Origin of the sequence: Williamsia sp. 1135 (assembly GCF_002095395.1) — a bacterium.
In the GTDB taxonomy this organism is placed as follows: Bacteria; Actinomycetota; Actinomycetes; order Mycobacteriales; family Mycobacteriaceae; genus Williamsia.
In genome coordinates this window covers 36,747-54,035 of the sequence record NZ_MJEI01000068.1, presented here as the reverse complement: position 1 = coordinate 54,035, position 17,289 = coordinate 36,747, and the positions used below count along the sequence as shown (strand labels likewise).

The 17,289-nt window shown below is 64.3% G+C and carries 14 protein-coding genes and 1 pseudogene; 4 read left to right on the top strand and 11 right to left on the bottom strand.

The window, feature by feature from the left end:
• Position 1 precedes the first annotated feature (1 nt).
• Positions 2-1,216, top strand: a complete 1,215-nt coding sequence (locus tag BFL43_RS05210) for an IS256 family transposase (RefSeq protein ID WP_084891436.1) — start codon at positions 2-4, stop codon at positions 1,214-1,216.
• On the opposite strand, the gene BFL43_RS05205 is transcribed toward BFL43_RS05210, so the two are convergent.
• Positions 1,213-2,514, bottom strand: a complete 1,302-nt coding sequence (locus BFL43_RS05205) for a hypothetical protein (RefSeq protein WP_084891435.1) — start codon at positions 2,512-2,514, stop codon at positions 1,213-1,215. The genes BFL43_RS05210 and BFL43_RS05205 overlap by 4 nt on opposite strands.
• On the bottom strand, positions 2,514-2,840 hold the full coding sequence (locus tag BFL43_RS05200; protein ID WP_084891433.1) for a hypothetical protein: 327 nt from the start codon (positions 2,838-2,840) through the stop codon (positions 2,514-2,516). The genes BFL43_RS05205 and BFL43_RS05200 overlap by 1 nt, the downstream gene beginning before the upstream one ends.
• 205 nt (positions 2,841-3,045) lie before the next feature.
• Here BFL43_RS05200 and BFL43_RS05195 point away from each other — a divergent pair.
• Positions 3,046-4,172 (top strand): annotated as a pseudogene (locus BFL43_RS05195) (DUF1524 domain-containing protein).
• 18 nt (positions 4,173-4,190) lie between these two features.
• On the opposite strand, the gene BFL43_RS05190 reads toward BFL43_RS05195, so the two are convergent.
• Positions 4,191-4,382 (bottom strand): hypothetical protein, encoded by a 192-nt coding sequence (locus BFL43_RS05190; protein ID WP_084891430.1) that lies wholly within the window; start codon positions 4,380-4,382, stop codon positions 4,191-4,193.
• Positions 4,383-4,553: 171 nt separating this feature from the next.
• Positions 4,554-5,588 (bottom strand): ABC transporter substrate-binding protein, encoded by a 1,035-nt coding sequence (locus tag BFL43_RS05185; protein WP_084891428.1) that lies wholly within the window; start codon positions 5,586-5,588, stop codon positions 4,554-4,556.
• Between the two features lie 122 nt (positions 5,589-5,710).
• On the opposite strand from BFL43_RS05185, the gene BFL43_RS05180 reads away from it, so the two are divergent.
• Positions 5,711-6,517, top strand: coding sequence for an AraC family transcriptional regulator (locus tag BFL43_RS05180; RefSeq protein WP_143695107.1), 807 nt, complete (start codon positions 5,711-5,713; stop codon positions 6,515-6,517).
• Between the two features lie 95 nt (positions 6,518-6,612).
• Here the strand turns inward: BFL43_RS05180 and BFL43_RS05175 are convergent, their stop codons facing one another.
• From BFL43_RS05175 to BFL43_RS05160, 4 genes are all read right to left on the bottom strand, one after another.
• The gene (locus BFL43_RS05175) at positions 6,613-6,867 is read right to left on the bottom strand and encodes a LuxR C-terminal-related transcriptional regulator (RefSeq protein ID WP_084891447.1); all 255 of its coding nucleotides are present in this window, start codon (positions 6,865-6,867) and stop codon (positions 6,613-6,615) included.
• 158 nt (positions 6,868-7,025) lie between these two features.
• A complete protein-coding gene (locus BFL43_RS05170; protein ID WP_084891424.1) occupies positions 7,026-8,060 on the bottom strand; it encodes a hypothetical protein in 1,035 nt (344 codons plus the stop codon).
• Positions 8,057-9,268: an ATP-binding protein gene (locus BFL43_RS05165; RefSeq protein ID WP_084891422.1), complete on the bottom strand. Its 1,212-nt coding sequence runs from the start codon at positions 9,266-9,268 to the stop codon at positions 8,057-8,059. Before BFL43_RS05165 ends, BFL43_RS05170 begins: the two co-directional genes overlap by 4 nt.
• On the bottom strand, positions 9,235-9,864 hold the full coding sequence (locus BFL43_RS05160) for a response regulator transcription factor (protein ID WP_240498073.1): 630 nt from the start codon (positions 9,862-9,864) through the stop codon (positions 9,235-9,237). The genes BFL43_RS05165 and BFL43_RS05160 overlap by 34 nt, the downstream gene beginning before the upstream one ends.
• Before the next feature lie 369 nt (positions 9,865-10,233).
• Between BFL43_RS05160 and BFL43_RS05155 the strand changes: the two genes are divergently transcribed.
• Positions 10,234-12,408, top strand: coding sequence for a DUF4190 domain-containing protein (locus tag BFL43_RS05155; protein ID WP_084891418.1), 2,175 nt, complete (start codon positions 10,234-10,236; stop codon positions 12,406-12,408).
• Positions 12,409-12,424: 16 nt separating this feature from the next.
• On the opposite strand, the gene BFL43_RS05150 is transcribed toward BFL43_RS05155, so the two are convergent.
• Genes BFL43_RS05150 through BFL43_RS05140 form a run of 3 tightly spaced genes read right to left on the bottom strand, consistent with a single transcriptional unit; the run spans position 12,425 to position 16,802 of the window.
• The gene (locus BFL43_RS05150) at positions 12,425-13,354 is read right to left on the bottom strand and encodes a hypothetical protein (protein ID WP_143695106.1); all 930 of its coding nucleotides are present in this window, start codon (positions 13,352-13,354) and stop codon (positions 12,425-12,427) included.
• Positions 13,351-15,843: a VWA domain-containing protein gene (locus BFL43_RS05145; RefSeq protein WP_084891414.1), complete on the bottom strand. Its 2,493-nt coding sequence runs from the start codon at positions 15,841-15,843 to the stop codon at positions 13,351-13,353. The genes BFL43_RS05150 and BFL43_RS05145 overlap by 4 nt, the downstream gene beginning before the upstream one ends.
• A complete protein-coding gene (locus BFL43_RS05140) occupies positions 15,843-16,802 on the bottom strand; it encodes a PASTA domain-containing protein (protein WP_084891412.1) in 960 nt (319 codons plus the stop codon). Before BFL43_RS05140 ends, BFL43_RS05145 begins: the two co-directional genes overlap by 1 nt.
• Between the last annotated feature and the right edge of the window lie 487 nt (positions 16,803-17,289).

Below are 17,289 nucleotides of genomic sequence, written 5' to 3'. Positions count from 1 at the left end.
GTTGGCCGAGCAGCTCCTGGCTCAGGCCAAGGAGCAGGGCGTGGAGTTGATGGGCCCGAACGGCCTCCTCAATCAACTCACAAAAAACGTCCTAGAGACCGCGTTAGACGCGGAAATGACCGAGCACCTGGGCTACGAAAAGCATGATGCTGCCGGCCGCGGCAGCGGCAACTCGAGGAACGGTACCCGTTCGAAGACGGTACTCACCGAGATCGGACCGGTGGAGATCGAGGTCCCGCGAGACATCGACTCTTCGTTCGACCCGCAGATCGTCAAGAAGAGACAACGCCGCCTCACAGGTATTGATGAGATCGTATTGTCCCTGACTGCAAAGGGTTTGACGACCGGCGAGATATCCGCGCACTTTCAGGACATCTACGGAGCGTCGGTGTCGAAGGACACGATCTCACGCATCACCGACAAGGTCGTCGGGGAAATGACGGAGTGGCAGAACCGGCCACTCGATCCGGTGTATCCGGTGATGTTCATCGATGCGGTGCACGTGAAAGTGCGCGATGGGCAGGTCACCAACCGGCCGATGTATGTCGCGATCGGGGTCACCGTTAACGGCGAACGCGACATCCTGGGGATCTGGGCCGGCGAGGGCGGTGAGGGCGCGAAGTTCTGGCTTTCGGTCCTGACCGAGATCAAGAATCGTGGTGTGGGGGACGTCTGCATCGTGGTGTGCGACGGACTCAAGGGATTACCCGAGGCGATCAACACCGTCTGGGAACTCGCTGTGGTGCAGACATGCATTATTCATCTGATACGCAACACCTTTCGGTTCGCCTCACGTAAGTATTGGGATGCGATGGCGCGTGATCTCAAACCTGTCTACACCGCTCCGTCGGAGTCTGCGGCCAGGGAACGATTCGCAGAGTTCACGCAGAAATGGGGGCAGCAGTACCCAGCGATCATCAAGATGTGGGACAACGCGTGGAGTGAGTTCGTTCCGTTCCTGGACTACGACGTCGAGATCAGGCGCGTCATCTGCTCGACGAACGCGATCGAGTCCGTCAACGCTCGCTACAGGCGCGCAGTACGGGCGCGTGGGCACTTCCCGACCGAACAGGCGGCGCTCAAATGCTTGTATCTGGCCACGCGTGCTCTGGACCCGACAGGGAAAGGTAAGGCACGATGGGCAATGAGGTGGAAGCCCGCGCTCAATGCGTTTGCGATCACCTTCGAAGGACGCATCACCCCGAACGGTAACTAACCGACATCAAGGTCGGATCCACCGTTAATCGGACACTCCCGTGATGGGGCGTAATAGGGCGAGTCGGGCGAGAACGGTTCGGACGCTTGCCCGTAGTCTCCGAAGTAGTGGTGGAACGGTAAGTTCAAGACGGGACCGTAATGGACGTGGTCGGCCGCATCATCACGATGAATTGTTGCAGTCGAGCCATCCGGTTTGTCTTGATAGATCTCCATTGATGGGAAGTCTGTCACTCGCCCGGCCACAGCGATGTCACCGTCGACCGGCGAGAGGACCAGTTTGCCGTTGACGGACCAGAATGTGTCCGACGCAATTTCAGGCGCGAAGGGGTCCGAGGCTTGGTAGTCCAGTGACACGGTCCCGTCATCAAGTTGGCTTGCGGTCACCTTCGGCCGCCCGGTCTCGACGTGCCCGTCTGCCGTGACAGATGGATTCTGTCTCGCGACGATGTACCCGTTCTCGTAGTCGACAACGAAAGCCACCCGGGTGTCCTCGGGATTGAAGTGTTCATCGAATCCGCGGTTGTCCCCTAGATGTGGAGCCGCTTCAGGTCCGGCGAAGACCGTCTCGGTCGGTATGAACAGTCCACTTCGCACAATCCCCTGACCGGGTACTGGCTCGATCTTGATAACCGTGACCTCAGCAGGCACGCCTCTGTTCTTCGGATCATAGCTCTGCGTATCGAGCATGGACGCTACCGACCACTCTTGTTGCGTCACAGGCTTGCGGCCGTAGACTTCTTCAAAAGCACGCGTTGCGTTGCCTTTTCGATCCGCCAAGTCTCCGGCCAGATTGCCGCCAGGGAGGTCGCCGTCCGCCACATCAATGACCGCGGCCAACTCACGATCAATCCGTTCGGCATCTCTCTTGATCGCCTCGACGAGCTTCTGAAAGTTATGCTGGTAGCCATTGATTGCCACGTGCTCTCGCACGCTGCTGAGCGGTGGTGGGTTCGGGTGAAAGACTTTGTCCGACGGGTCAATCTCAAAACCCGTGGCGGCGATCTCGCCGCGCACTCTAGCAAGACTTGACTTGAGGTTCTCGACGTCGATTTGTGCAGTGCTCACCGCCGCTGCGACCGCGACTAGTTGGTTCCCGTGGGAGTCGAGGTCGCGCCGGAGCTGATCGGCAGAGTTCGAGGCCGCCCGTGCAGATTCGCCGCCCCACGATTGGAAGAGCGATGGCGACTGCAATTCCTGGCTGAGTTCAACGCAGTGTTGATTCTGTTCGGTGCAAATTCTGAACACATCGCCAAGCTGAGCTGGATTCCACCGATCGATTTCGGCGAGCATGACCATCAGAGGTTGAGCACCTTCGGCGCCTTGCGAACGGCGAGTGAGTTGAGTGCCTCGGCGCCAGCGTCGTCGGCGAGCTGAAGCTCTCTTGCCGCGCGCGAAATCAACTCACCGTGCGAGACGATGCGGTCGCGCAGAATCCCTGCACTGTTCGCCCATGTCGCGATCCTGCTAGGCAACCGTGCCCCGGAATCTCCGATCCAGCCCAATTGAGCATCGACCAGACCCGAGAAGTGTGTTGCAAAGTCATGCCTGGCCATCTCCGCCGAGACAAGCATTTCGTTAGCCGTGTGCTGCATTACCGCGAGGTCCGCTTCCAAAGATGCCACGCCAATTCCCCTTCTTCTTCTTACGTCGAGGGTTGGACGCCTCGGAAGCCGGCACGGTTCCCCACCCAAAGTTGGTCCGAAAAAGTTGGGCGGGTCCAGGTAACACTCCGAGCCCGGACAGCTATATCCGGCTGAGTGCCGCGACTCCCCCTCGCGGCTCCCACCCCGAAAGGCCACCCCCTCCGCCATGCCTGATCCATTTGCCATGCCCACCAACTGGGACCGTCCGCCGACCCCGCAGCCCCCGAAGAAACGCAGGTGGCCGTGGGTCGCCGGCGGCTTGGTCGCCGCCCTTGTGGTGGTCGGAGCGATCGGCGCGGTGGCCGAGGACGAGAAGCCGGCCACCGTCGCCGACACCGCTCCGGCTCCCCCGAGCACGACCACGATGACGGTCACCGCACCGGCGACAACAACCGCCGAGAAGGCGCTCCCGGCCGCGACCCCCGTCGCGAAGGTGACGGCAGCCCCCGGAGCCAACGCAGCGATGGCCAAGCTGAATGCGCTGGCGGTCAAGGGGCGCGCACCGAAGACCGGGTACGACCGCGCACTCTTCGGCGAGGCCTGGACGGACGCCGTCTCCGTCGAAGGTGGACGCAACGGCTGCGACACCCGCAACGACATCCTGCGCCGCGACCTGACCGGCATCATCTTCAAGGCAGGATCGCAGGGATGCGCCGTGCAGACCGGTGTCCTCGCCGATCCGTACACCGGCACGTCGATCGACTTCCTCCGCGGCCAGGACACCTCCAGCGCCGTGCAGATCGACCACGTCGTCGCATTGTCCGACGCCTGGCAGAAAGGCGCCCAGCAGCTCAGCCCCGCCAAGCGCATCGACTTCGCCAACGATCCGCGCAACCTGCAGGCCACCGACGGCCCGACCAATCAGCAGAAGGGCGACGGCGACGCCGCGACCTGGTTGCCGCCGAGCAAGTCGTACCGCTGCACGTATGTCGCCCGGCAAGTCGATGTGAAGACCGAGTACCAGCTGTGGGTCACCCAGGCCGAGAAAGACGCCATCGCGCGGGTTCTCAGCTCCTGCGGCGCCGCGCTTCCGGAGACAACCGCGGTAGCCGACACCGAGACCGCGACACCGATTCCGAGCACGTCGACGCCGTCACCGGTCCGTCCGGCCAACACACCTCCCCCTGCGCCTGCGTACACACCGCCGCCCGAGCCGGTCTACACCCCGCCGGCCGTCGTTGACTCACCGTCGTCTCGTACGCGAACTGTTCTGCTGTCCGCGCTGCCGGCGCAGCCCCTATCTACGCCGGCGAGCCCGGGTACAGCCGCAAACTCGATCGCGATGGTGACGGCGTGGCCTGCGAGACGTAGGCCCTCTCGTGGTCGCGTTCAACGAACCACCGATACCGCCCCGACGGCAATACCGACGACGATGACACCGACTGCCACTCGGTCGGCGTCAAAGGTGCGGTAGCCCCACACTCCCGCTCCGATGCAACAGAGGCATCCGACCATCAGGGCGAAAGCCCACAGCACCGGCACGAACGAGACCACTAGCCAGACGACGGCAATGGCTGCCATCCCCAAGACCACTCCAGCTGCGAACCGCACTACGTCCGATACCCCCGAACGGCTCATTAAAGTGCCCACTGCCACCCCCCGACAACTAGGACGTCGGAGGCGGGCAGTGGGTTCCACAAATGGTCAGTTATTTCGTGGCGGATGAGTTGCGAGACAGCTGGGTCCAGCCGGCTACTGCGGCGAAGCCGATGTCACTGCGGCAGAGACATCCGTCGCGACGCGCTCCAGCGAGATCGGAATGGTCAGCGGCGACGGTTGCAGCGACGCCAGGAAGACTATGTCCTGTTCCTGACCGTAGAAGGCAACTGATCCGCGGCGCACGGCACTGAGATCTTTGAAGACCGGTACCGAATACAACGACTGCGCGTCACCCGTGGACGGGTAGGCGATGATGATGTCGGCGTCGATGTCGCCGGCCCGTTCGAGGGAGATGTCGCCGACGAAGGCACCGTCGGTGCTCTTGTCCAGCGCCACGACTCCCGGCGAAGACACCAACCCGAGCTCTTGGATCAGCTGGTTACGCGGGTCGGCGGTGAGGTATGGCCACAGCCCTGCGTCGTGCACCTCGACGAAGGTGTAGTTCACGCCATCCAGTTCGGGATGGTCTGCTTTGATCTGCTCTATTCCGTCGGTGAGCTTAGCCTCAAGCGCGACTGCTTCATCGGTCATACCGATTGCGCTCGCGATGGTTTCGAGTTCGAGCCGCCAATCCAGCTCCCACTGCCCCTGCGGGGAGGCGACCGTCGGGGCGATCTGGCTCAGTTGCTTGTAGGTGGCCTCGTCGAGCTCGCCGTAGGTGAGCAGGATCAGATCCGGCTCGAGCGCCGCGACCTGTTCAATCCCCTTGGCCCCGGACGGCAGCAGCGTGGTGACTTCGGTGTCGAGCAGGGGTTCGACCCACGGCTGCACGCCGTCCTCGTTGGCTGCACCGAAACCGGGAAACACTTCGAGCCCAACGGGTTCGACACCGAGCGCGTACAGGATCTCCCCTGCCGTACCGGCTCCGAGCGCGACGATCCGTTCTGGGCGCTGCGGGATCGTGGTCTCGCCCATCGAGTGCTCGACGACCACGGGGAAGGTTCCGTCGCGCGATTCCGAGGCACCGGCGCCCTCATCCCCGGCCGAGCTACATCCGGTGAGCACGAACAGAACAGCGACGACGATTGCTACGAATGCGCGGCCGCGCCCCCTACGGGTGCTGAACACTTCTGACTCCTCATCGCTCGAGAGTCCGCGCTGTTGCCCGGCTCAGGGCATGAGGCTAACCTAACTTCCGGCACAGAAGAATGCGGTAATCGAGCCATAGGAACGGGCAATTGGACACGGTCATGACTGAAAATCCGTATCGCTTGGCCGCGAATGCCGCGACCGTCGAACCTGATACGGCAAACGAGTCAGTTGAAGATTTTTTCGTCACCCGCGACGTGTCCGACGGCGGGCTGCACTTCGAGCCGCATCGCCACGACACCGACGAACTCATGTGGGCCCGCGAGGGACGGCTCGACGTGCGCTTCGGTGGTCGCAATCTGAGTCTGCATCACGGGCACATGGCCTGGATCCCCGCGCAGGTGACGCACGAGGCCACGCTGCTGGGCGACGGGGAGCTGATGTGCCTGTTCGCCGACACCCGACTCCGGCCGCCCGGCGACCGATTCCGCGAACCCCACGTGGTCGCTGCCAGCTCGCTGATGGGCACCCTGGTCCATCACCTGCGCGATCTCGAGCGTCCGCGAGCGGAGCGGCGCAAGACCCGCGAGCTGCTGACCGAACTCATCGCAACGTCGGACGTCCGGGAGGACACTCTCGCAGTCCCGCGGGACAGTCGAGCCGCGATCATCGCCGACGAGCTGCTCGCCAATCCGGCCGATCAGCGGACGCTGGTCGAACTCGCGGAGTCCGTGCAGATCAGCCCGAGGACCCTCGCTCGGATCTTCATCGCCGAGACCGGACTGTCATTGGGCAAGTGGCGCAGCAAGGCTCGGCTCAATCATTCCCTCACGCTGTTGAAGCAGGGGCACAGCGTCGAGGGGGTTGCCGCCGGGATCGGGTACCGGACGACGAGCTCGTTCATCGAGACGTTCCGCAACGATTTCGGGCTGACGCGTGCGGCGTATCGGCGGCGGTTTCTCGTCTGAGGCAATGTCGCCCACGAGAACGAGCAACGCCAAAGGCGCTGTCAGTTAATGGTCGAGGTTCCGAAAGACAGCAATCGTGAGACGTGTCCGGTCCGTCAGAGTTCGTCGACACCGATCAACCCATCCTGCAGCGCCCGGGCAAGAAGAGACGCCTTGGTGGCTGCCGGACGGCCCACTGCGTCGTATTTGTCGCGAATCCGGGTGATGTGCGTGCTGACCGTCGCCCCGCTGATGAACAGGGTCCGCGCGGTGGCTTCTTTCGAGTCACAGATCAACCAGGAACGGAGAACTTCGACTTCCCTCGCGCTCAGCGTGGGGACGGTCGCGGGGTTGGCAACAGTGGCGTTCATCGTGTGCACAGGGGGTCCGATCGTCGTCGTCGACAGCCGCCGGATTGACTGTCGATCTGCCTTGAAGCTATCGCCGATCACCGGTCACTGATAGACGGATATTCGGGTGCCCCCTGACCCGGGGCCACCGTTAGCGAAAGCAAGAACGGTGGCGGGACCTAGATCCGGACTTCGGCTCCGTCGTGGTCGAACGTGATGCGACGGGTCCCGGTGCTGTCGTGGACGTAGATGGAGGCCAGTGTGGCGCGGCCCGGTGGGAGCACTCGGGCGCAGACGTCGCCATTGTGTGCGGCGCTGAGTGTTTCGGCAACTCGGGCGCGCACCGCATCTTGGACGTCCTCCGGAGTCGCGTCCATGCCGTGGTCGTCGATGAGGATCACCTCGACCCCGCGGCTTCTCGCCACGCGGGCTGCGTCATCGATATCCGGTGTGGTCAGCGCCGGGGCCCGCAGCCGATCACGCAAGTTGGCCTCTACCAATTCGAAGGCCTCGGACTCCTCGGCGGTGAACTGCTCGGCGGTGGCGATGCGTTCCAGGAGTGGACGCGCGATGTCGTCGAGTTGGCGCAGCCGAGCGTCCCGCTCCTCTGCGGCAGCCTGAGCAGCCGACAGCGCGGAGATGCGTGCGGTGGCGGCGTCGCGCAGCGCGAAAACGGCTTTACCGCTGGGCCGCAGCGTGAATGAGAGCAGTATCGCCATCGCCAACGGCCCGCCATCGATGGCGACCATGACCGCGCCGAAGACGAATCCCTGGTCTGTCAGCGCGCCCCACAGTCCGTACACCATCGCCATCGCGAGCAGCCCCCAGCAGGCGCTGATCCACCGTCCCCGCACTGCCATGAAGCACAGGATCGTGGTGCCTGCCCCGTGGGTCCACGCCTGCAGCGGAACCTCGAGTGGCACGGGCATCACCCACAGCATCAGGGCGGAGGCGATCGCACCGGCCGAGGCCATGCAGATCGTTGCGGGCAGGGGCAGTGGATCGCCGGGAACGGCGATGAGCGCGATGGTGCCGGCTGCCAGCACGACGAGCCCAACCGCGATCGGCCAGAACGCGGAGATCCCCTGCCGCGTCTCGAAGGCCACGATCGTGATCGCGACGATATACACCGCCACAACAGCTTTGGCTGCCGCGGTGTGCATGCCCAGGATCGCGGTGATGTCGCGGGGCGCGGCCCGGCTGACGGTGGTCATCGCGGCCGCGTCCAGGAGAGGCCTATCCGGGTTCCGCGTCCGGGACGGGAGTCGACGGTCGCACTTCCCCCGTCGAGAACAGCGAGACGCCCCCGAATACTCACTGCGATTCCGAGGCGCTGCGGGGCCACGCTGCGGGGTTCGAACCCGACACCGTCATCGAGGACCTCGACGCGCAGCGAGTCCGCGTCGAGGACAGCCCTGACGACCCGGCTGGCGTTGGCTCCGGCGTGGTGGACGCTGTTGCGTACCGCTTCCGAGGCGGCCGCCGCAATCGTCAGGACCACCTCCACCGGATACGACTGCGCGTCGTCGGAGCGGGTGACGTCCAGGGTCACGGTGGGATCGGCGTCGACGACCGCACCACGGAGTTGCGCGACGGTCGCGTTCGCCGACGCCACATCCTCGCCAGACGATTGGCCGTCGTAGTTGTCCATGTCGGCCATGGTGCGTTCGGCCTGCTGGGCCAGTCGCTCGGACGCGCCCTGCCGTGAGGCGCCGAGCAACGTCGACATCACACCGTCGTGGGTGAGCGCATCGAATCGTGTGCGCTCCAACGCCCGCGCCTGGGTCGCCGCGGCCTGGGCTGCTGCGGCATAGGCCGATTCCCTGGTGGCATCGAGGATCCCCGCGGTACGGATCCCCATCACCGACGCAGCGAACGGGATCATACAGAAGGCGAACGACCAGGCGATCTCCGGCAACACCGGGCCGTTGAACTCCGGCGCCCGCACCTCGTGATTGATCAGTTGAACAACCACCGTGACGGCCGCGAGATAGACGAACGCCCACCGCGGACGCCACGCGGCCGCGGCGACGATCGCAGGCAGTCCACTGAACTGGGAGAACCACATCCCGCGCTCGCTGGCGATCAGCCCGCCATCCCACGCCAGCGGCCACAACGCCAGCGCTATGACGTATCCGATCGCCGTGATCGCCGCCGTTCTCCGGAGCGATGCCGAGCTACTCCGAAGAGCGAAAGCGCCCATCGCGAGCCCTGTTCCGAAGATCAGGACGAGCGCAGTGACCGTCCACCAGGTGGCCATCACATCCAGCGACTGGCCGATGTTGCCGACGACCAACACCAGATAGAACAGGTAGCCGCCGCCGACGAAGAGCGAGAACAGCTGAAGGATGCGATGTCCGGCGGGCTGCGCATCGTCGCCGGTCTCGACTACCGACGGAATCGACGCGGAAGCGGTAACCATCCGTCCTCAATCGCTCGTTTGTACAGGTCTGTCTTGGTCGGGGCAGGTCGCCCGGCATCGCGGTACTTGCGGCGAATGCGGTCGACGTAGTCGCTGACGGTGTCTGCCGACAGGCCGGTCTCTTTCGCCACCCGCGCAGTCGGCTCGCCGGATGCATACAACTCGAGCACCTGACGAAGACGCGGCGACAGATCGACGAATCCCGGATCGGAATCCAGCGCGGCGGCCCAATCCACCGACGCCACTTGCCGTCCGGATCCGGCGATCCGGATCGCCTCCTGGATCTCGGCCTTGCGAGCCGATTTCCGGATGACCCCGAGAACTCCCGCCGCCGCGGCTTCGCGTACCAGAAAGGGCTCATCGCCCGACGTGTACACCAGCGACTCGATCCGAGACGTGCGCAGTCGCGTGACATTCGAATGCGGCGACGATCCATCCGCCAACCTCAGGTCGAGCACCGCGAGGTCCATGCGATCGGTCTTCTGCAACAACTGCTCCACCGTCTCCGCACCCCCGACGAAGGTCATGTTCTCGCCTTCCTCGATGATCGTGCGCAACCCTTCGACGACCGACTCGTGATCATCGACCACACCCACCCGAAGAACTCCACGACCGCTCACCGAGCAGGCCCATCACAATGCATCTGCACATTCTGACCTACAGGCTCAGAAAACGCGCCGTGCATCCGAAAAAGCGCTTACTGTCCTGGAGTCACATGCCGCACCTTGAGGTGCTATCAGGCTCGCACAAACTGGTGTCGCGTTCTGTAATGCGAACATATGGAACTCGAATCTTGCTGTTCCCGTGTCCGGGACCCAACTCGGCTGCAGTCAACTTCGATCCGATCATTCGTATGTTCGTACTACACAAAGCCATACGTTCGGAGTACGAACGGTCAAGGCCTTCTCTGAGACCATGCAACCACCGGCGCTGTGCCGGATTGTGGCTCAGCTCAGGTAGGTGCGATGAATCCGGGTCGTGGTGTCGAACGATTGATGTTTCGGGGCATGGGCGGTGATCTGATCCGGGGGCCGGGGTTCGCGCACCTGCGGGCCACTCAGGCCGACATCTTCGTCTGCTTCTCCTACGCCGCGGTCTTCGTGGTGAGCATCATTCTCATTCTCACGACGTCCTCGTTTGCGCTGACCTTGATTCTCTACGGGCTGTGGACACTGCTGGGATACGTCTTCATCGCGCTCGGCACCAAACTCGCGCACAATTTCGCGACCTGGGGTATTGCGTTGGTGGCCACGCTGATGTCCCTGGGCGGCGTCTGGGGATCGATCGCCCGGCTGTCCACTGACCGTGTCGCCGAACGGTGGACCGGTGAGCACATCGAGAGTCCCGTTGTTCTCGCGCTGCAACTGCTCATCTTCGTCGCACTCGTCGCCGGGTACGGATACCTCACGGTCGTGATGGGTCGATTCGTCGGCCGGATGTCGAGCACTGTCGCGTTCGCGCCTGCGGCGCCGGGCTCACCCTATTTCCCCCCGCCGGGCCCGCAGCAGCACCACATGCAGGCACCGCCTCCGTCGTTCTCGCCACCTCAGACTCCACAGCCCCCAGCGAGCCCTCGCGGCGATCTGGCGCCGCCCAGTCTGGTGAAATCGTCACCGCCACAATCGCCTCCGGCGGTCGATCCGGCACCGCAGGTCGCCTCTCAATCCCACGGAGCGGACGCGCCCACCCGCACGATGGTGGTTCCTCCACTGCCGCAGCCGGGTGCACCCACCCGTGCCGGTGGACCGCCACGTGCGGAGTCTGCGTCGCCAGGGCAACCGGCACAATACAACCCGCCTGGCCCGCCCTCGGTCCCCTTCCAGCCGACGCCTCTGCCGCCGACACCTCTGGCGCCGACGTGGCCGTCGCAGCCGCCCAGCGGTTGGCAACAACAGCCTCCCCTGTCGACCGCCCCTTCCAACGGCTTTCTCGGCGCAATCGCCAGTGCTGCTTTTGTGATTCCTGCCGTCGGCGCCTACTGGCTCTACAACTACTCATCGGACCACTTGGCAGGAACCGCACACGACGTGTTCGGACCGCTGCTGTGGTCACTTCCGGCCGTGGTACTGGTGATCGCCGTTCTGATCCGAGCCCGATCAGGCCGTCGACTCGCCGCCACACTGATCGCGGTTCTCACCCTCGCGATCACCATCGGACTGAACTATCTCGTCAGCACCGCGGACCTCTCGTCGGCCGGATATGACGTGTGGCTGTACACGATGGCGGTCGTGCCACCCGTAGGTGCGGTGACCGCATGGGGCATTGCCCGACGTCGCGGAGCGCTCTGGCTGCTGGCCGTTCCATTGTCGGCGGGCGCATCCGCCTTATGGACCTGGATTGTCTACGTTCAGGATGAAGGCAACGACTGGGCCTATCCGATGCTGCGGCACTGGTGGGGATTCGCGATCTCCGATCTGTGGCCGGTGATCATGGGAATTCTGCTCGCCTGGATCCTCGATGCGAGCACCCGGCCGCGGCCCGGCGCGACCTTCCAGCCCGGTGGACACTTGCCACCACCCCAGAATCACTCGGGCCCTGTGCAATTCGCAGGTTCCGGTCCGATCGGTGCCGGTGGCTCGCAGTATCCGCAGGCCCCGCCGGCCGAGGGAAGCAATCCGCTGGCGATCACAGCGCTGTTCAGCAGCTTTGTGTTTGCGCCGCTCGGCGTTCTGTTCGGCCACCTTGCGATACATCAGATCGCGAGAACCGGCCAGCGTGGTCGTGGACTGGCAGTCGGCGGCTTGGTCATCGGGTACACATTTACCGCAATTGCGGTGGCGACCTGGATCATTCTCATCGCGGCGTTCAATTCGACCAACGACAGCATCGCGAGCGCCGACTACGAGGCGCCGACCTCCACGACGATGGCGTACACGCCGCCACCGACGACCACTGTCGGTACCACTGGGGTGATCCGGAATGCCGCGGTCGGTGATTGCCTGCACATCGAGTACCTCGGGACCACCAACGCCGACGGCTCACGGGCACTGAAGGCAACCACCGCCACGTGTTCGTCCAGCTATGCCACCAACAAGGTCTCGGGTATCACCGACGATCCGTCGACGTGCCCGGACGTATGGATACGAACGGGCAGCGGCAGTCCCGTGGTGGTGCTGTGCCTTCTCGACGGTGCCTGGTAGGCCGCGTCGATCACCGTCAGTTGGCCTCCCACTTGAACCGCTCCGGGCCTGCGGTTGAGTAGCACTCGTAGTCGGCGAGGATGTCGCCGCTGCCGCAGGCCCAGGATTGCCCGCTCGGGCCGTTGAAATACCCGATGTCGCCGTCCCGTTCGGCGATCATCGCCTTCGCGAACGTGCAATCGATGGCGCCGCCGGTGATCGTCACCCGCCCGGTCACGCCGTCGACTTCTGCCACGCACGCTCCGGATTCGGAAGAGTAGTCGGTATCGATGTCGCCGACCAGGTCGGGGCAGATGATCTGCAGGCTCTTGGCGTTGAGTTCTGCCATCTCCGGTTGACTGACGGCCATGTCTTCGAGGACCTCGGTCATCGTCGAACCGCTCTGCTCGGTGAGATCGCAGAGCATCAGTGGATTGACCACGGAGACAATCGGGTACCGATTGAACAGGGCGCCCACGTCCTTGCCCAACGCCACGAAGTCGACGTCGGCATATGCGGGATTCGACTTGAGGGCCTCGAGATTCTCCAGGGCAGCAGCCTGGACATCCGCGGTCAACCCATCCTGTGATTTCGCCATGTCGCACAATAATTCGGTGTACTCGGCGAAGCCGCCGCTGGGCACTCGGGCGATGACGTCCGCGTAGTCCTCGGCCACCATCAGATCGACGAATTCCTCACGCGACGTGCCGGTGGGGTCGGATTCGTACTTCTCGGTCAGGTCGAACTGTTTGTTCGCGAACTCGACGCGGGTGGCCGTGAACTCTGCGGCAGACGGGTTCGGCCCGTCATAGGTCGCGCAGCCACCGCCGGCGAAAGCACCTCGGACGCCGTCGAACCCGAGCCCGCGAAATCCTCCCGATCCACTGCTCCCACAACCCGCCACCAGCAGGGCGACGACAAACGCAAGAATGCTCAGCACCCCTGCGCGGGACCGTACGCCGTTCACCGGAATCGCCTCGCCCGCCACAGCGCCACCAGGGCGCCGAGAACGCAGAGACCGGTTGCGCCGGCCAGACCCCAATACCACCAGGGCATCGGTGCTTTCACGCGGATCTCGATGTCGTTGGTCCATGGCTGTCCGTCCGCACCGGTACTGGTGATCGTGAGGTGGTGGATCCCGGACGGGGTGTTTTCCGGGATGACGATGGTCGCGGCGGCACTGCCGTCTTCTGCGGTATAGCCCGTAGCGAGCAGCTGGGGTTCTGATCGGAAGAGCCAGCGGATCGGCCGGAAACGGCCGAGGGTGGCCTCCTTGATCACGGTTTCGACGACGTCGCCTGCCACCACGATCGTGTTCCGCGCTGTCTGATTGGTCGAGACGTCCATCCGTTGATCAGGTTCCTGATGCCCGCCGGACAGGTTGAACGTCGGCGCGGGAACACTGTCGTATGCCGGACGTTTGGTGAGCTCGGGCTGAGTCGACCAGGACACGATGCTCGCCGCCAACGCGCCGTGACCGTTGACATTCGGGTGTACCAACTCGTTGAGACGTCCGTTGGCCGACGAGGTGATGAAGGCTCCGACACCGAACTCGGCGACCTCGGTCATCTCGTCCACGCTCGGTGGGTTCGCGTAAGGGTCGCTGTCACAGATGGTGTGGTCGGGCATGAACGCGTTGGCGGTGGTACTGGCGAAGTAGACCTCGGAACCTTTGTCCCAGGCTTCGTTCACCTCGTCGCGGATCTTCGTGTTGAGTGCCCGCACGGTTTCGTTGATGTAGGTCAGTTCGCCGTAGTCCAGTCCGATCTGGGTGCATCCTCGCGCCCGCGAGCTCGGCGGGGTCACCTCCGGATAGGCGACCACGATCACCGGTGCGACGGCACCCTTGCGTGCGTTCCGCTTCCCGTTGCTGTTCGCGGTCCGGAAGATGTTGGTGTAGTACCGATCGAGCCCGTTGAGCACCACCATGCCGTCGTTGACCGACTTGCGGATCTCCTCGTCCTCGTCGCATCCCGGCGCACCCGGCACGGGAATCGACGTGATGCAGCTCGTGGCGAGTGGCCCGAAGCTGATGTCGTTGCCGCCCATGGTCATGAACACCGCGGAGGGCGCTTTGGCTTTGTCCAGCATCTGGATCTGACCTTTGCTGGTACGCCAAGGTTCTTTGTCGGGAAGTTGGGGTGAGATGAGGTCGACCATGATCGCCCCGCTGCAGGCGATGTTGGTCACGTTCTTGTTCTTCGCCGTCGCCATCAACTGGCTCACGTACTGCGTGTCCGAGCGGTGGCACAGCTCGCTGTGATCGTTGTCCTTACCCAGGTACTGGCGAGTGCCCTCCCCCGAGGAAAACGAGTCGCCCATCACCAGCGCCGGGTGATCGGAGGTTGTGATGCCCTTCAGCAGGTCACCTCCCGCTGCGGCCTCGAGATCGTCGGTGACCGTGATGGTGCCGCTCTTGCGCACCGGCAGTGTGGTGGCACCCCAGGCGCCCACCGACCAGTTCATGGTGCCCGCGACACCACGCGCTGTGGTGGAGACGTCCCATGACCGCGTGGCGGTGGCGCCCGGGGCCAGGGTGCCCAGCCGAAAGCGTGGCGGGATCACGGCAGGCAGAATGCCTTTGCCGTCGTCGCCGAACTTGAACTGCAAGCCGACCATGACATCTTCGATGGTCTGCGCCGAGGTGTTGGTGACCACCGCGGACAGGGTCGTCATACCGCCCGACGGGGCCGTGGCCGCCGCGGTCACCGCCACGTCGATCGCCGGGACCGACAGTTCGCTGAGTTTCGCGCTCAGTTCATCGCTGTCCGCGACGTCGTAGTAGGCACCTTGCGTCGCTTCGGCAATGCATTCGAGTTCTTCCCGGCCGGCATCGGAGATCTGGAATCCCATGGCCTGGACGGTGATGTCGAAACCTTCCGCGGAGATGCTCTTCGCGACATCACACGGGTCGGTGTCACAGTTGCTCTCGCCGTCGGAGACCAGCACGAAGGTGGCTGCGGTACGGCCCTGGTCGCGGACCGCATCCGCCGCCGATCGCAGAGCATCGCCCGTGGGGGTGCCTCCGTTGGCGGACAGACCGTCGATGGTCGCCGACAGCGTCGACGGGTCCGCCACGTTCTGCAGTCCCGATCCGTACACGAAGCCGCCCGGCGAACACGAGTCTGCCGCGGTCGGATACGTCCACAATCCCATCTCGGTGTTCGGCGGCTGCCGATCAACGAGTGCCTTGAGCGACCGCTTGGCTCCCGACAGTTTCACCGTTCCGGCACCGTCGGTCTCCGTCATCGAACTCGACAGGTCGAACACGATGACGATGGGCACCGGACCGCTCGACGCAGGCGCGGGCGATGGATCCGGGGCGGCCGACGCGATCGGCACACCGCCCAACATCGACGGATAGGGCCCGCACATGCCGACGAGGACCGCGAGCACCAAGAGCAGAGTGAGTGCGCGGACCCGAGGCCGTCCCCGACCTACGGCGCTCAGTGCCATCAGTTCTCTCGTATCCGGGCCATGGCATCAGTGCTCCCGACCACTCTCGCGTCACCGAGTACGGCTTGCGGCGTGTCTTCGCCGCCAACCTCGGACACCACCACGCTGATCCGCAGCGCGCCGCTGATCGGAGCGTTCAACGGCACTGTGGTGCCGTATGCCGCGACAACGGACGACACCAGACGTCCGTCCGCGAAGACGTCCACCTTGGCCCGCCCGTCGGCATCGTCGTCATCGGCGATCCCGACGGTGGCTGTCAGCTGATCGGCGGCCCGTTTGGTCACCCACTCATACTTGTTCGCCTCGCGGGAACCGGCGGTGCACGAGAGGGAGTTCTGAAAGTCTTTGCCGTTGAGTGAGACTGCACCGGTGGAACATCCGCTGCTCACGGCGTCGAGGTTGCCCAGGTACACCGAGGAACCTGGTTCTGCGACGACCAGGATCACCTCGTCGGGCAACGCCTCGCCGGTTGCCGGCGTGGACGCAACGACGTTCCCTGCGGTGGCACCGGCCTGATAGCGCTGCTGGATCTCCACTTGAGCGCCGAGCTTCTGCAACTCAACCGATAGCTGCTGCCCGTTCATGTTCGCGATGTCGGGCATACGGGCCTCAGCCGCCAAGACCAGCTGTACGCCTTCTGGATTCGCGGTACCGGACGCGGGTGACTGATCGAACACGCTGCCTTCGGCACCGGCCGCTGGTTCGGTGGTCGTGGTGACGTTGCCCGCGGGGATACCCGCATCGATCAATAGCTGCCGAGCGGCGGCCTCGTCGAGTCCACGGACGTCGGGCATCAACACCTCGGTGTTCTCCTGATACGCCGGTACCGGGGCGGTGATGATGGTCGGCGCCGGGAGTGACTGCCGGCTCGCCCACTCGTTCTGTGCGTAGTACCCGAGCGTGGTGCCGGCACCGACGAGAGCGATGACAGTCAACAGAGCGGCGGCGGCGATCCACAAACGTCGTCGTGCTTTTGATGTGCGAGCAGGTGGTTCGGTGCCGTCGGTGTTACTTGTGGCTGCCGGGGACGTCGCCTCACGTGCGGCCGCTGCCTTCGCCTCTTTGGCCTGACGGCGACGTTCTTTTCGCGACGGTGTGCCCTGAGTCGGCGGCGCAAACGGAGGGCCCTGGGGTGGGAACGGTTGCGAGGGAGCAAACGGCTGCGGTGGTTGTCCTATCTGCTGCTGCGGACCGGCAGGCGCTGCCGGTGGTCGCGGTGCCGGCCCCGTCTGCGACCACTGAGGGACGGATTGCGATGGTGGCCGAGAATGTGGCAAAGGCTGTGCCGGATGCACTGTCGGCGCGGGTTGCGCTGTCGGCGCGGGTTGCGGGTTCGGGAAAGGCCGGATGGGCGGCGGTCCGTCGGCTGCCGGTACAGGCTGTGCATCGCCGCTGCGTCGTTGTCGCTGGCTGGGGTACTGGCCCCGGTCCGGCTCGAACGGGGGT

Excerpts from the sequence above, each read along its gene's own strand:
- BFL43_RS05180 (WP_143695107.1), top strand. The coding sequence starts at position 5,711 with ATGACTGAAAATCCGTATCGCTTGGCCGCGAATGCCGCGACCGTCGAA.
- BFL43_RS05170 (WP_084891424.1), bottom strand. The coding sequence starts at position 8,060 with ATGACCACCGTCAGCCGGGCCGCGCCCCGCGACATCACCGCGATCCTG.
- BFL43_RS05165 (WP_084891422.1), bottom strand. The coding sequence starts at position 9,268 with ATGGTTACCGCTTCCGCGTCGATTCCGTCGGTAGTCGAGACCGGCGAC.
- BFL43_RS05205 (WP_084891435.1), bottom strand. The coding sequence starts at position 2,514 with ATGGTCATGCTCGCCGAAATCGATCGGTGGAATCCAGCTCAGCTTGGC.
- BFL43_RS05175 (WP_084891447.1), bottom strand. The coding sequence starts at position 6,867 with ATGAACGCCACTGTTGCCAACCCCGCGACCGTCCCCACGCTGAGCGCG.
- BFL43_RS05145 (WP_084891414.1), bottom strand. The coding sequence starts at position 15,843 with ATGGCACTGAGCGCCGTAGGTCGGGGACGGCCTCGGGTCCGCGCACTC.
- BFL43_RS05155 (WP_084891418.1), top strand. The coding sequence starts at position 10,234 with ATGAATCCGGGTCGTGGTGTCGAACGATTGATGTTTCGGGGCATGGGC.
- BFL43_RS05190 (WP_084891430.1), bottom strand. The coding sequence starts at position 4,382 with ATGGCAGCCATTGCCGTCGTCTGGCTAGTGGTCTCGTTCGTGCCGGTG.